Here is a 13,360-nt window from a genome sequence, read left to right as displayed (position 1 = left end):
CGCGGTCGCGTCAAAGCCGGAACTGCCGGCCTACCGCACCAGCTCCCGCATCGCCGCGTCCAGCCCCTCGATGGTCAGCGGGTACATGCGCCCGCCCATCAGCCGCTGCAGGATGCGGGTGGAGGTGCTGTAATCCCAATAGCGGGTGGCGCTCGGGTTGAGCCAGACAGCCTTGGGGTAATGGGCGAGCAGCCGCATCAGCCAGGTCTGCCCCGCCTCCTCGTTCCAATGCTCGACACTGCCGCCGGCGTGCGTGATCTCGTAAGGGCTCATGGAGGCGTCGCCGACGATCACCAGCTTGTAGTCGCCGGCGTAGGTGTTCATCACGTCCCAGGTCGGGATCCGCTCCTCGAAACGGCGGCGGTTGTCCTTCCACACGCTCTCATAGACGCAGTTGTGGAAGTACACATGCTCCAGATGCTTGAACTCCGTGCGGACGGCGGAGAACAGCTCCTCGCACAGACGGATGTGGTCGTCCATGCTGCCGCCGATGTCGAGCAGCAGCAGCACCTTCACCGCGTTGTGCCGCTCCGGCACCAGCTTCAGGTCGAGGTAGCCGGCGTTGCTGGCGGTGGCCTTGATGGTTCCGGGCAGGTCCAGCTCCTGCGCCGCGCCAGTGCGGGCGAAACGGCGCAGGCGGCGCAGCGCCACCTTGATGTTGCGGGTGCCCAGCTCCACCGTATCGTCGAGGTTCCGGAACTCCCGCTTGTCCCAGACCTTGACGGCGCGGCGGTTGCGGGAGCCGTCCTGTCCGATGCGCACCCCTTCCGGGTTGTAGCCGTAGGCGCCGAAGGGCGAGGTGCCGGCGGTGCCGATCCATTTGGAGCCGCCCTGGTGCCGCCCCTGCTGCTCGCGCAGCCGCTGGGCCAGCGTCTCCATCAGCTTCTCCCAGCCGCCGAGGGCCTTGATCTGCGCCTTCTCCTCCTCGGTCAGCACGCGCTCGGCCAGCTTGCGCAGCCATTCCTCGGGCAGGTCCACCACGGGGATGGCGTCCGCCCCGCCCTCGCCCTCCGTCACCACGCCCTTGAAGACGCGGCCGAACACGCGGTCGAACCGGTCGATGTTGCGCTCGTCCTTCACCAGGCAGGAGCGGCTGAGGTAATAGAAATCCTCCACGCGGAAGTCGGCCAGCCCGCGTTTCATCGCCTCCATCAGCGTCAGGTATTCCTTCAGCGAGACCGGAACGCCCGCCTGCCGCAGCTCGAAGAAGAAGGTCGTGAACATGGTCCTGCCCCGCTGGATGCGGCATGATAGCGCGTCGAAAGGAAGCCTGTCATGAACGCACTCGTGGACTTCGCCCGCGCGCTCGATTTCGCCGCCCACAAGCACACCGACCAGCGCCGCAAGGGCGTGCGCGCCGAACCCTACGTCAACCATCTGGCCGAGGTGGCGCGGCTGGTCGCCGAAGCGACGGAGGGGAAGGACCGCGTGGCCATCCTGGCCGCCCTGCTCCACGACACGCTGGAGGACACCGACGCGACGCGGGAGGAGCTGGAGCGCGCCTTCGGCGCCGAAGTCGCCGCCGTGGTGGCGGAGGTGACGGACGACAAGCGCCTGAGCAAGGCCGAACGCAAACAGCGCCAGATCGACGGCGCCGCGACGAAGTCGCACGCGGCCAAGCTGGTCAAGCTGGCCGACAAGACCAGCAACCTGCGCTCCATGGCCGCCAGCCCGCCCGCCAATTGGACCCAGGCGCGCAAGCGCGAGTATTTCGACTGGGCCAAGGCGGTGGTCGACCGCATCCGCGGCACCCACGCGGGCCTGGAAGCGGCCTTCGACGCGGCCTACGACGCCGGTATCGCCGGGCTGCAGGGTGTCTGAACGTCGCACCCCCGTAACGGGCGACCCGCACTGTGACCACATCACAGACGAGGCCGCCCCGACGGTCGTAACCCTGGGCGGTCAGCATCCGTGGTGCGAGGCCGCCATGTCCGTCATAACCCCCGTCCCTCCGTCGCAAGACGAGCACGTCTCCCATGTCGAGGAGACGCCGCCGCTGCGCTCCCTGTTCGTCCATCGGCCCAAGGTCTACTGCTCCGACGTTGCCGGCCCCTGGCGCCGAATCAAGTGGGCGGCGCTGGCCGTGCTGCTGGCCGTTTACTACGTCACGCCGTGGCTGCGCTGGGACCGCGGGCCGGGCATTCCGGACCAGGCGGTGCTGGTCGATATGGTCGGACGCCGCGCGTACTTCCTGTGGATCGAGATCTGGCCGCAGGAGGTCTATTACCTCACCGGGCTGCTGATCCTGGGGGCGCTCGGCATCTTCTTCGCGTCCACCCTGTTCGGCCGTGTCTGGTGCGGCTATGCTTGCCCGCAGACGGTGTGGACCGACCTGTACATGTGGGTCGAACGCAAGATCGAGGGGGCCCGCACCGAACGCATCCGCCTGGACAAGGCACCTCTCTCCCTGCGCAAGCTGCGCCTGAAACTCACCAAACACGCGGTGTGGCTGCTGATAGCGCTGCTCACCGGCGGCGCTTGGATCTTCTACTTCAACGACGCGCCGACCCTGTTGGGCCAGATGCTGTCGGGCGAGGTGTCCTCCACCGTGCTCGCCTTCATCGGGCTGTTCACCGCCTCCACCTACTTCCTGGCGGGTTGGGCGCGGGAGCAGGTCTGCATCTATCTCTGCCCCTGGCGCAGCTACCAGTCCGCCATGCTGGACGAGGACAGCTTCGTCGTCACCTACGAGGCGTGGCGCGGTGAGACGCGCGCTCCGGCCCGCAAGTCGCAGAGCTGGGCGGAGCGCAAGGCGCAGGGCTTCGGCGACTGCATCGACTGCAAGCAATGCGTGTACGTCTGCCCCACCGGCACGGACATCCGCAAGGGCCAGCAGATCTCCTGCATCGGCTGCGGCCTGTGCATCGACGCCTGCAACGAGGTAATGCGCCAGACCGGCCACCCCGGCGACCTCATCCGCTTCGACACCCAGTCCAACCAGATCGCGACGCAGGCGGGCCACAGCGCCCGCGTGCGCATCCTGCGCCCGCGCACCATCATCTATTCGCTGATCATGCTGACGGTGGCCTGCATCATGGCCGGCAGCCTGTGGCTGCGCCCCAGCCTGGACGTGTCGGTGCTGCGCGACCGCGCACCGCTGTACGTGACGCTGGCGAGCGGCGAGGTCCAGAACGCCTACACGGTCAAGATCCTCAACAAGACCCATCAGGCGGCGACCTACCGCCTGACCATCGCCGGTCTGCCGGGAGCCGAGCTGTCCACCGCCCAGCTCGACGGACGCGGGCCGTTCCTGACACTGAGCGCGGAGCCCGACAGCGTCGCCACCTACCGCGTCTTCGCCCGCCTGCCCGCCGCCGCCGCGAAGAGCGGTTCCACCGAGGTGACGGTGACCGCCGAGAACACCGCCACCGGCGAGATCGGCCGCCACCCCAGCGTGTTCATGGCGCCGTGAGTGTTGACCGCGGGAGGGGTGCTCACCGCCCCTCCTTCCGTGCGATGAAGGCCAGGCGCTCCAGCAGGTGCACGTCCTGCTCGTTCTTCAGAAGGGCGCCGCAGAGAGGTGGAATCAGCTTGCGGTTGTCCTTGGCGCGCAGGGCCTCCGGATCGATGTCCTCGACCATCAGCAGCTTGATCCAGTCCAACAGCTCCGAGGTGGAGGGCTTCTTCTTCAGGCCCGGCACGTCGCGCAGGTCGTAGAACAGCGCCATGGCCTCGCGCAGCAGGGCCGGCTTCAGGCCTGGGTAATGCACATCGACGATCCGTTCCATGGTCTCGCGGTCGGGGAAGCGGATGTAGTGGAAGAAGCAGCGGCGCAGGAAGGCGTCCGGCAGCTCCTTCTCGTTGTTCGACGTGATGACCACGATCGGCCGCTGCCGCGCCGCGATGGTCTGGCGTGTTTCGTAGACGTGGAACTCCATGCGGTCGAGTTCGAGCAGCAGGTCGTTGGGGAACTCGATGTCGGCCTTGTCGATCTCGTCGATCAGCAGCACCGGGGCCTCCGGCGCCTCGAACGCCTCCCACAACTTGCCGCGCAGGATGTAGTTGCCGATGTCGTGCACCCGCGCCTCGCCGAGCTGGCTGTCGCGCAGCCGGCTGACCGCGTCGTACTCGTACAGGCCCTGCTGCGCCTTGGTGGTCGATTTGATGTGCCACTGGATCAGCGGGCGGCCGAGCGCGCGGGCGATCTCCACCGCCAGCACGGTCTTGCCGGTCCCCGGCTCCCCCTTCACCAGGAGCGGGCGTTCGAGCGCGATGGCCGCGTTGACGGCCACCATCAGATCCTCGGTGGCGACGTAGCTGTCGGTGCCGGTGAAACGCATGGCGGTCCCTGTGCGGTGGCGCGGATCGGTTCGTGCCCCCATCTATGCGGGAAACGCACCGCCTGTCGAGCCGGAACCATGGGGAGGGCACGGAGAATGATTGGACCGGACGGCTTCTGGCCGCGCTATCTGGCCGAACACACCAACCCGCTCAACCGCGCCCTGCATCTGACGGGGACCGGCCTCGCCATCCTGCTGCTGACCGCGGCGGCGGTGACGCTCAACGGCTGGCTCCTGCTGGCCGCGGTGGTCACCGGCTACGGCTTCGCCTGGGCCGGCCACTTCCTGGTGGAACGCAACCGGCCCAAGACCTTCGACGCGCCGCTGGCATCGCTCGCCAGCGACGTCCGCATGCTGGGTCTGGCGCTGACCGGCCGGCTGGAGGGGGAGTTCCGGCAGTATGGCATCCCGTACCGCCGGGTCCGGTGACTTACGCCGCCACCGTCGCCGCCAGCGCCTTCTCGATGGCCTCGATCGCCGCGGCGGCGAGCGAACCGTCCGGGCCGCCGGCCTGGGCCATGTCGGGGCGGCCGCCGCCGCCCTTGCCGCCGCAGGCCTCGGCGCCGGCGCGCACCAGATCGACGGCGCTGACGCGGTCGGTCAAGTCGGGGGTGACGCCGACGACGATGGAGGCCTTGCCGTCGTTGACAGCGATCAGCGCGACCACGCCCGTGCCGACCTGCTTCTTCAGCTCGTCGGCCATCGGCTTCAGATCCTTGGCGGGCAGGCCCTCGGCGATGCGCGACACGAAGCGGACGCCGGCCACCTCCTTCGCGCCGCCGTCGGCGGCCGGGCCGGCACCACCGCCCATGGCGACCTGACGGCGCAGCTCCGACAGCTCTTTCTCCAGCTTGCGGCGCTCCTCGACCAGGGCGGCCACGCGGGCCGGCACCTCGTCGGGGCGGACCTTCAAGGTCGTCGCGGCCTCGGCCAGCAGGGCGTCGCGCCCGCCGAACCACGTGCGGGCGCCGGTGCCGGTCAGCGCTTCGATGCGGCGCACGCCGGCGGCAACCGCCTGCTCCGCCACCACCTTGAAGACGCCGATGTCGCCGGTGCGCCGCACATGGGTGCCGCCGCACAGCTCCACCGAGAACTCCTTGTTGGCCCCGGCGTCGCGCCCGCCCATGGAAACCACGCGCACCTCGTCGCCGTACTTCTCGCCGAACAGGGCCATGGCGCCCTGCCCCTTCGCCTCGTCGGGCGACATCAGGCGGGTGACCACGTCGCTGTTCAGCAGGATGCGGCGGTTCACCTCCTCCTCAACCGCGGCGATGTCGGCGGGGGTCAGGGGGATGGGCTGGCTGATGTCGAAGCGCAGACGCTCCGGCGCCACCAGCGAGCCCTTCTGCGTGACGTGCTCGCCCAGTCGGCGGCGCAGCGCCTCGTGCAGCAGGTGGGTGGCGGAGTGGTTGGCGCGGATGGCGGAACGGCGTTCCACATCGACACGCAGTTCCACCACGTCACCCGGCTTCAGCGTGCCCTTGGTGACGGTGCCGACATGCGCCCACACCGCACCCAGCTTCTTCTGGGTGTCGCGGATGGTCACCTCGGTGCCGTCGGCGGTGAAGATGACGCCGCTGTCGCCGACCTGACCGCCGGACTCGCCGTAGAAGGGGGTCTGGTTGACGATGACCAGCACCTCCTCCCCGGCGGCGGCGCTGTCGGCGCGGGCGTCGCCCTTGACCAGCGCGGTCACCTTGCCCTCGGCCACCTCGGTGTCGTAGCCAAGAAACTCGGTGGCGCCGAGCTCGTCCTTCAGCTCGTACCACAGGCGCTCGGTCGCCGCCTCGCCGGAGCCGGCCCAGCTCTCGCGCGCCTTGCGCCGCTGCTCCTCCATGGACGCCTTGAAGCCGGCCTCGTCCACCGCACGGCCCTGGCCGCGCAGCACATCCTGCGTCAGATCCAGCGGGAAGCCGAAGGTGTCGTAGAGACGGAAGGCCACGTCGCCCGGCAGTGCGCCATCGGACGGCAGGCGCGCCACCTCGTCCTCCAGAAGGCGAAGGCCGCGCTCCAGCGTCTGCTTGAAGCGGGTCTCCTCCAGCTTCAGCGTCTCCACGATCAGCGCGCGGGCGCGGGTCAGCTCGGGGTAGGCGTCGCCCATCTGGGTGACCAGGGCCGGGACGAGGCGGTGCATCAGAGGCTCGCGCGCGCCGATCATATGGGCGTGGCGCATGGCACGGCGCATGATCCGGCGCAGCACATAGCCACGCCCCTCGTTCGAGGGCAGCACGCCGTCGGCGATCAGGAAGGAGCAGGAGCGCAGGTGATCGGCGATCACCCGGTGCGACACCGCGTGCGGCCCGTCGGGCGACGTGTTGCTGGCGTCGGCCGAGGCGACGATCAGCGCCCGCATCAGGTCGATGTCATAGTTGTCGTGCTTGCCCTGGAGCACCGCCGCCAGACGCTCCAACCCCATGCCGGTGTCGATGGAGGGCTTCGGCAGCGGGATCAGCGTGTCCGGCCCCGTCTGCTCGAACTGCATGAAGACGAGGTTCCAGATCTCGATGAAGCGGTCGCCGTCCGCGTCCGCGCTGCCCGGCGGGCCACCGGCCACATGCGGGCCGTGGTCGTAGAAGATCTCCGAGCAGGGGCCGCAGGGGCCGGTTTCGCCCATCCGCCAGAAATTGTCGTCGGTCGGGATGCGGATGATCTTCTCATCGGGCAGGCCGGCGACCTTGCGCCAGATCGCCGCCGCATCCTCGTCGGAGGAGTGGACGGTGACCATCAGCTTGTCGGTCGGCAGCCCGTATTCCTTCGTGATCAGGTTCCAGGCGAAGGCGATCGCATCGTCCTTGAAATAGTCGCCGAAGGAGAAGTTCCCCAACATCTCGAAGAAGGTGTGGTGCCGCGCCGTGTAGCCGACATTGTCGAGGTCGTTGTGCTTGCCGCCGGCGCGCACGCATTTCTGCGAGGTGGTGGCCCGCCGGTAAGGCCGCTGTTCGGCACCGGTGAACACGTTCTTGAACTGGACCATCCCGGCGTTGGTGAACATCAGCGTGGGATCGTTGCGCGGGACGAGCGGCGACGACTCCACGATCTGGTGACCGTTGGTGCCGAAGAAGTTCAGGAAGGTGCTGCGGATGTCGTTGGCGGTTTTCATGGTCGGTGCGCGGCTCCGGAGTGCGTGCCGGCCTGCCGGCCGGAACGTCGCTTTTACCGTGACTGGACGGCCCTGTCCATCGGGCGCGGCCGACCGCCAGTGCCCTTTGGCGCGTGCCGCGGCTAGGACGCAGGCTCGAACTCACCGCCGTTGGCGGTCGCGAACCGGACCCACACCTTGCGCAGATGGTCGAGATCGACGGACTTCAACAGGTAATCGTCGGCCCCGACCTCGCGCGCGCGACGCACCGCATCGACGGTGGGATCGTCGCTGAACATCACGACACGGGCCGACGGACGCATGGTCTTCATCACCGCGACGACGCCCAACCCATCGGCTTCCTGCATCTGCGGATCGACGAAGACGAGGTCAAAGTGCACGCTCCCGAAACTCATCAGCGCCTCGCCGGCCGAATGGGCCCGGCACATGCGGTGCGGCAGACGCAGAATGTCCATGCCCATCTTCAGCGATACGATCATCAGGTCGGAGCGGTCCACCGCCAGCACCGACGCCGGGCGCTGCGGCCGCCCGGCAAAGGCCTCCAGGATGCGATGCGCCACCTGCTGGCTGACGGGCTTGCGGACGAAGCTGCTGGCCCCGGCCTCCCGGCAAAGCTGCCGGTTCTCCACGGAATCATCCCCGCTGATCATGATCACGAAGGCGTCCGGATCGAAGCTGCGGATGCGCTTCAGCGCCTCAATGCCACCCGTGCCCGGCATCGACACGTCGAGCAGAACGATGTCCGACCGGGAGGCCGAGTAGGCTTCCGCCGCCTCCTCCCCATTGGCGGCCTCCACGAAACGAAGAGGCCGACCGCCAAAAGGGAAAGCGCTGCGCAGCAATTGCCGCATACTGCGCGAATCGTCGGCCACCAGAATGTTCAAAGGACGCGACGGTCGCACGATCCATCCCGTCATGGTTGTCACCGTGCGCAATCCTAACCCGCGCAACCGCCTCCGTCATGCGGAAACGGAGGCAGCGCGGTGGCCCTGCCGCCCCTTACTCCGGACTGGCGGCCTCGCCGTCGGCCTCCGGGGTGCCCATCATCGCGTTGGCGACGAGGCCGGCGTTGCCGCGGATGCGGTCCTCGATCGCCTTGGCCATCTCGGGGTTGTTGCGCAGGAAGTTCTTGGCGTTCTCCCGGCCCTGGCCGATGCGGGTGCCCTCGTAGGAGAACCACGCGCCCGACTTCTCCACCACGCTGGCCTGGATGCCGAGGTCGAGCAGTTCGCCCACCTTGGACACGCCTTCACCATACATGATGTCGAACTCCACCACCCGGAACGGCGGCGCCATCTTGTTCTTCACCACCTTGACGCGGGTCTGGTTGCCAACCACCGTGTCGCGGTCCTTGATCGCGCCGATGCGGCGGATGTCGAGACGGATGGAGGCGTAGAACTTCAGCGCGTTGCCGCCGGTCGTCGTTTCCGGGTTGCCGAACATCACGCCGATCTTCAGGCGGATCTGGTTGATGAAGATGACGAGGCAGCGCGACTTGGAGATGGAGCCGGTCAGCTTGCGCAGCGCCTGGCTCATCAGCCGGGCGTGCAGGCCGACGTGGCTGTCGCCCATCTCGCCTTCCAACTCGGCGCGCGGCACCAGGGCGGCCACCGAATCGACCACCAGCACGTCGATTGCGCCGGAGCGCACCAGCGTGTCGGCGATCTCCAGAGCCTGCTCGCCGGCGTCGGGCTGGGAGATGAGCAATTCGTCCACGTCAACGCCGAGCTTGCGGGCGTAGGTGGGGTCGAGCGCGTGCTCGGCGTCCACGAAGGCGCAGGTGCCGCCGGCCTTCTGGGCCTGGGCGATGGCATGCAGCGCCAGCGTGGTCTTGCCCGAGCTTTCCGGCCCGTAAATCTCGATGATGCGGCCACGCGGCAGGCCGCCGATGCCGAGCGCGATGTCGAGGCCCAACGAGCCCGTCGAGATCACCTCGGTTTCGACCAAAGCCTCGCGGGCGCCGAGCTTCATGACCGAGCCCTTGCCAAAGGCCCGCTCGATCTGGCTGAGGGCGGCGTCCAGAGCCTTCTGCTTGTCCATGGAATCCTTCTCGACCAAACGAAGCTGTGCGGACGACATGCCCGGTCCCCCTTCTTAGATCACGGTCGGCGTTCAGGTGCAACGGCCCTTAATGTACTCTTTTCGTTCTCATCCGCAAGTCTATTTTCGTGGAATGTTCCCATCCGGAGGTGTCGAGTCGCGGCTATGCGCCCGGACATGTCTCGGTTATTCGGCTGGCTGTGCGTCCGGCCACGCACCAGCTATGCGCAAAGGCGCCCTTCGTGCATGCTCACACCATAAGTTCGAAGGGGGACCCGGTGTCCGACAGTCTGCTCGACCGCATGATCGCCCGCCTGACGGCGCAGCGCACAGCCCTGCGCTGGGCACTCGACCGGTTGGAGCACACACCCGGCATGGTTCTGGAGGTCGGGCTGGGCAAGGGCCGCACCTACGACTTCCTGCGCCATTCCGTCGCACCGCGCGACATCCTGGTGTTCGACCGGGATCTGCATGTGGGGCCGGGATTGGTGCCCGAGGAGGACCGGCTGTTCCTGGGTGATTTCCGCGACACGTTGCCGGGTGCGGCCACCCTGTTCGGCCCTTGCGCCCGCCTCGCCCACGCCGATTTCGGCAGCCCCGACCGCAAGCACGACGCACGGCAAGCCGAATGGCTCGGCCCCCTGATCGCGCCGCTGATGCGGCCGGGAGGGCTGGTGGTCTCGGACCGGCCCTTCACCGTGCCGGGATGGGAGCGGCAGGACCTGCCGGATATCGGCGACTGGCCCTACTTCGCGTGGCGTGTGGGGTGAGCGGCGGACGGCCGCCTCATTCCTGGCCGCCTCACCCCTGCCAGTCCGGCCGTTCCTCCATCGCCAGCAGCTCCTCGACTGTCTGGCGGCGGCGGGTGACGGCGAAGGCGTCGCCGTTGACCAGCACCTCCGGCACCAGCGGGCGGGTGTTGTAGGTGGAGGCCATCACCGCGCCATAGGCCCCGGCCGAGCCGAAGGCGATCAGGTCGTCGGCGGCGAGTGCCGGCAAGGGGCGCTGCAGGGCGAAGGTGTCGCCGCTCTCGCACACCGGGCCGACCACGTCGATGGGGGCGATCTCCACCCCCGAGACCGGCTCGGTGACCGGAAGCACGGCGTGGTAGGCGTCGTAGAGCGACGGGCGGATCAGGTCGTTCATCGCCGCGTCGACGATCAGGAAGCGGCGGTGCAGCCCCTGCTTCACGTAGATCACCCGCGACAGCAGCACGCCGGCGTTGCCGACCAGCGAACGGCCGGGCTCCAGCGTCACCTGGCAGCCGAGATTGCCGGTGATCGACCGCACCATGTCGGCGTAGGCCGGCAGGTCGGGCGGCGCCTCCTCCTTGTAGCGGATGCCGAGGCCGCCGCCGAGGTCGAGCCGGCGGATGTCGTGCCCGTCCTCGCGGAGCTGGTGCAGCAGGTCGGCCACCCGCGTGTAGGCGGCGCGGAAGGGGGCGAGGTCGGTGAGCTGGGAGCCGATGTGCACGGCGATGCCCACCGCCTTGATGCCCGGCAGCGCCGCGGCCCGCGCGTACACCGCGCGCGCGTGGTCCCAGTCGATGCCGAACTTGTTCTCCTTCTTGCCGGTGGCGATCTTGGCGTGGGTCTTGGCGTCCACGTCGGGGTTGACGCGGATGGCAATGGGCGCCTCCACCCCCATGGACGACGCGACTTCGCTCAGCGCCTCAAGCTCCGGCACGGACTCGACGTTGAGCTGGTGGATGCCCGCCTCCAACGCCGTGCGCATCTCCGTACGCGTCTTGCCGACGCCGGAGAAGACGACGCGCGAGGCCGGAATGCCGGCCGCCATCGCCCGCCTCAGCTCCCCTTCCGACACCACGTCGGCCCCGGCGCCGAGCCGGGCGAAGGTGCGGATGACGGCGAGGTTGCTGTTGGCCTTCAGCGCGTAGCAGACACCCGCATCCTGCCCTTCGAACGCTTGGGCGTACGCGCGGTAGGCGTGCTCGAGCGCTTCCGTCGAATAGACGTACACGGGCGTGCCGACGGCCGCGGCGATCGCGGTCAGCGGCACGCCTTCGGCGTGCAGCACGCCGGATCGGTAGGAGAAGCCGATCATGGGAACTTCCATCCCGGGATGATCTCGCCCGGCATGGCCTGTCTGGACTCGGACTGGCCGGATTGGGGCTGGCTGGGTTGAGGTTGGCTGGATTGATTTTGGCCGGATTGGGACTGGCCGGGCTTGGGGTCGAAGGCGGGGTTCGGGTAGGTCTGCGGGAAGGTGTCCGCGGCCTTGCCCTGGGGCGGGTCAACGAACTGCGGCTTCTTTCCACAGGCGGTCAACGCCAGGGCGGCGAACAGCAGGACGGCGGCGCCGCGGACTGTGGTGCGGACTACGATCACAGGAAACGCTCCCGGGCAGCCTTCACCGCCTCGCGCACGCGTTCGGGCGCCGTACCGCCGAAGCTTCGGCGGCCGGCGACCGACGCCTCCACCGTCAGCACCGCGTGCACGTCCTCCGTGATCCGTGGTTCGACCGAGCGCAGCTCGTCGAGCGTCAGCTCCGACAAGGTCTTGCCCCCCTCCTCGGCCAGCTTCACGGCGCGTCCGGTGACATGGTGCGCCTCGCGGAACGGCATGCCGAGCACCCGCACCAGCCAGTCGGCGAGATCGGTGGCGGTGAGGAAGCCGCGCTCCGCCGCCGCGCGCATCGAGGCGCGGTTGGGCACCATGTCGCGCACCATGCCCTCCATCGCGGCGACGCAGAGTGCCAGCGTGTCGTCGGTCAGGAAGACCGGCTCCTTGTCCTCCTGCATGTCCTTGGAATAAGCGAGCGGCAGCCCCTTCATGGTGATCAGCAGGCTGTTGAGCGAGCCGATCACGCGGCCGGACTTGGCGCGCACCAGCTCCGCCGCGTCGGGATTCTTCTTTTGCGGCATGATCGAGCTGCCGGTGGTGAAGGCGTCCGACAGCCGGATGAAGCGGAACTGGTCGGAACACCACAGCACGATCTCCTCCGCGAAGCGCGAGAGGTGCATGGCGCAGATCGACGCCGCCGCCATGTATTCCAGCGCGAAGTCGCGGTCGGACACGGCGTCCAGCGAGTTGGCCGCCGGCCGGTCGAAGCCCAGCGCAGCGGCGGTGGCGTGGCGGTCGATGGGGAACGGGGTGCCGGCCAGTGCCGCGGCCCCCAGCGGGCATTCGTTCAGCCGCGCCCGCGCGTCGGCCATGCGGCCGCGGTCGCGGCCGAGCATCTCCACATAAGCCAGCAGATGATGCCCGAAGGTGACGGGCTGGGCCGCCTGGAGATGGGTGAAGCCCGGCATCACCGCGTCGGCGTTGGCCTCGGCCAGATCGATCAGCGCCGCCTGGAGCGCCTTCAGCCCGCCGTCCAGCCGGTCGATCGCGTCGCGCACCCAGAGGCGGAAATCGGTCGCCACCTGGTCGTTGCGCGAGCGCGCGGTGTGCAGCCGCTTGGCCGGCTCGCCGATCAACTCGGCCAGCCGCGCCTCCACGTTCATGTGGATGTCCTCCAGCTCCGTCTTGAAGACGAAGGCGCCGGAGTCGATCTCGGCCTTCACCCGGTCCAGCCCGTCGCGGATGGCGGCGGCGTCCTCCGGCGCGATGATGCCGCGGTTGGCCAGCATCGCGGCGTGGGCTTTGGAGCCCGCGATGTCCTGGTCGGCGAGGCGGCGGTCGAACCCGATGGAGGCGTTGATCGTCTCCATGATGGCCGCGGGACCGCGGGCGAAACGGCCGCCCCACATCTGGCTGGCGGCGGAGGAGGTCGGCTTGGGCGCGTCGGCGGTCATCGGCTGCGGATTCACTGCAAGAGGGACCGTCAGTGAGTATCCGGACTCCGCCCCCGCCGCAACGGTTTGTGCGTCCGGCAGCGGAGCCACGGGTTCCGATGCGGTCGAACACACCCAGGAGAAAGGAATGCTCACCGCCACGTCGCGGATGGATCGGCGCGAAACGATTAGGTCTCCGTAAAG

General features: G+C 68.5%; 12 protein-coding genes. 4 read left to right on the top strand and 8 right to left on the bottom strand.

The features are described 5' to 3' along the window. Positions 1–30 precede the first annotated feature (30 nt). Entirely contained in the window at positions 31–1,224 is a 1,194-nt protein-coding gene (locus tag HL658_RS04975; protein ID WP_180280735.1) for a vWA domain-containing protein, read from the bottom strand. A gap of 51 nt (positions 1,225–1,275) precedes the next feature. Between HL658_RS04975 and HL658_RS04970 the strand changes: the two genes are divergently transcribed. Both HL658_RS04970 and ccoG read left to right on the top strand, forming a co-directional pair. After that, a complete protein-coding gene (locus tag HL658_RS04970) occupies positions 1,276–1,821 on the top strand; it encodes an HD domain-containing protein (RefSeq protein WP_180280734.1) in 546 nt (181 codons plus the stop codon). Between the two features lie 106 nt (positions 1,822–1,927). Then, a complete protein-coding gene (ccoG, locus tag HL658_RS04965) occupies positions 1,928–3,412 on the top strand; it encodes a cytochrome c oxidase accessory protein CcoG (protein WP_180280733.1) in 1,485 nt (494 codons plus the stop codon). Between the two features lie 22 nt (positions 3,413–3,434). Here the strand turns inward: ccoG and HL658_RS04960 are convergent, their stop codons facing one another. Next, positions 3,435–4,280 (bottom strand): AAA family ATPase, encoded by an 846-nt coding sequence (locus HL658_RS04960; RefSeq protein WP_180280732.1) that lies wholly within the window; start codon positions 4,278–4,280, stop codon positions 3,435–3,437. 96 nt (positions 4,281–4,376) lie between these two features. On the opposite strand from HL658_RS04960, the gene HL658_RS04955 reads away from it, so the two are divergent. After that, positions 4,377–4,709, top strand: a complete 333-nt coding sequence (locus HL658_RS04955; RefSeq protein ID WP_246337317.1) for an Mpo1-like protein — start codon at positions 4,377–4,379, stop codon at positions 4,707–4,709. 1 nt (position 4,710) lies between these two features. Here HL658_RS04955 and alaS read toward each other — a convergent pair whose 3' ends face one another. The 3 genes from alaS to recA form a co-directional block, all read right to left on the bottom strand. Next, a complete protein-coding gene (alaS, locus tag HL658_RS04950) occupies positions 4,711–7,380 on the bottom strand; it encodes an alanine--tRNA ligase (RefSeq protein WP_180280730.1) in 2,670 nt (889 codons plus the stop codon). A 122-nt stretch (positions 7,381–7,502) separates the two neighbouring features. Next, complete coding sequence (locus HL658_RS04945) at positions 7,503–8,297, bottom strand: response regulator (RefSeq protein WP_180280729.1); 795 nt, start codon at positions 8,295–8,297, stop codon at positions 7,503–7,505. A gap of 82 nt (positions 8,298–8,379) precedes the next feature. Beyond that, entirely contained in the window at positions 8,380–9,459 is a 1,080-nt protein-coding gene (gene recA / locus HL658_RS04940) for a recombinase RecA (protein WP_180280728.1), read from the bottom strand. Positions 9,460–9,698: 239 nt separating this feature from the next. Here recA and HL658_RS04935 point away from each other — a divergent pair, with 239 nt between their 5' ends. Further along, the gene (locus HL658_RS04935) at positions 9,699–10,190 is read left to right on the top strand and encodes a class I SAM-dependent methyltransferase (protein WP_343055009.1); all 492 of its coding nucleotides are present in this window, start codon (positions 9,699–9,701) and stop codon (positions 10,188–10,190) included. Between the two features lie 31 nt (positions 10,191–10,221). Here HL658_RS04935 and lysA read toward each other — a convergent pair whose 3' ends face one another. Genes lysA through argH form a run of 3 tightly spaced genes read right to left on the bottom strand, consistent with a single transcriptional unit; the run spans position 10,222 to position 13,177 of the window. Continuing rightward, the gene (gene lysA, locus HL658_RS04930; protein ID WP_425485319.1) at positions 10,222–11,496 is read right to left on the bottom strand and encodes a diaminopimelate decarboxylase; all 1,275 of its coding nucleotides are present in this window, start codon (positions 11,494–11,496) and stop codon (positions 10,222–10,224) included. Continuing rightward, positions 11,481–11,768, bottom strand: coding sequence for a hypothetical protein (locus HL658_RS04925; protein ID WP_180280727.1), 288 nt, complete (start codon positions 11,766–11,768; stop codon positions 11,481–11,483). Before HL658_RS04925 ends, lysA begins: the two co-directional genes overlap by 16 nt. After that, the gene (gene argH, locus HL658_RS04920) at positions 11,765–13,177 is read right to left on the bottom strand and encodes an argininosuccinate lyase (RefSeq protein ID WP_180280726.1); all 1,413 of its coding nucleotides are present in this window, start codon (positions 13,175–13,177) and stop codon (positions 11,765–11,767) included. Before argH ends, HL658_RS04925 begins: the two co-directional genes overlap by 4 nt. Between the last annotated feature and the right edge of the window lie 183 nt (positions 13,178–13,360).

Source organism: Azospirillum oleiclasticum (assembly GCF_013423485.1).
GTDB lineage: Bacteria > Pseudomonadota > Alphaproteobacteria > Azospirillales > Azospirillaceae > Azospirillum > Azospirillum oleiclasticum.
This window is presented reverse-complemented; position numbering and strand designations above follow the sequence as displayed.

Excerpts from the sequence above, each read along its gene's own strand:
- HL658_RS04975 (WP_180280735.1), bottom strand. The coding sequence starts at position 1,224 with ATGTTCACGACCTTCTTCTTCGAGCTGCGGCAGGCGGGCGTTCCGGTC.
- HL658_RS04970 (WP_180280734.1), top strand. The coding sequence starts at position 1,276 with ATGAACGCACTCGTGGACTTCGCCCGCGCGCTCGATTTCGCCGCCCAC.
- ccoG (WP_180280733.1), top strand. The coding sequence starts at position 1,928 with ATGTCCGTCATAACCCCCGTCCCTCCGTCGCAAGACGAGCACGTCTCC.
- HL658_RS04960 (WP_180280732.1), bottom strand. The coding sequence starts at position 4,280 with ATGCGTTTCACCGGCACCGACAGCTACGTCGCCACCGAGGATCTGATG.
- HL658_RS04955 (WP_246337317.1), top strand. The coding sequence starts at position 4,377 with ATGATTGGACCGGACGGCTTCTGGCCGCGCTATCTGGCCGAACACACC.
- alaS (WP_180280730.1), bottom strand. The coding sequence starts at position 7,380 with ATGAAAACCGCCAACGACATCCGCAGCACCTTCCTGAACTTCTTCGGC.
- HL658_RS04945 (WP_180280729.1), bottom strand. The coding sequence starts at position 8,297 with ATGACGGGATGGATCGTGCGACCGTCGCGTCCTTTGAACATTCTGGTG.
- recA (WP_180280728.1), bottom strand. The coding sequence starts at position 9,459 with ATGTCGTCCGCACAGCTTCGTTTGGTCGAGAAGGATTCCATGGACAAG.
- lysA (WP_425485319.1), bottom strand. The coding sequence starts at position 11,496 with ATGGAAGTTCCCATGATCGGCTTCTCCTACCGATCCGGCGTGCTGCAC.
- argH (WP_180280726.1), bottom strand. The coding sequence starts at position 13,177 with ATGACCGCCGACGCGCCCAAGCCGACCTCCTCCGCCGCCAGCCAGATG.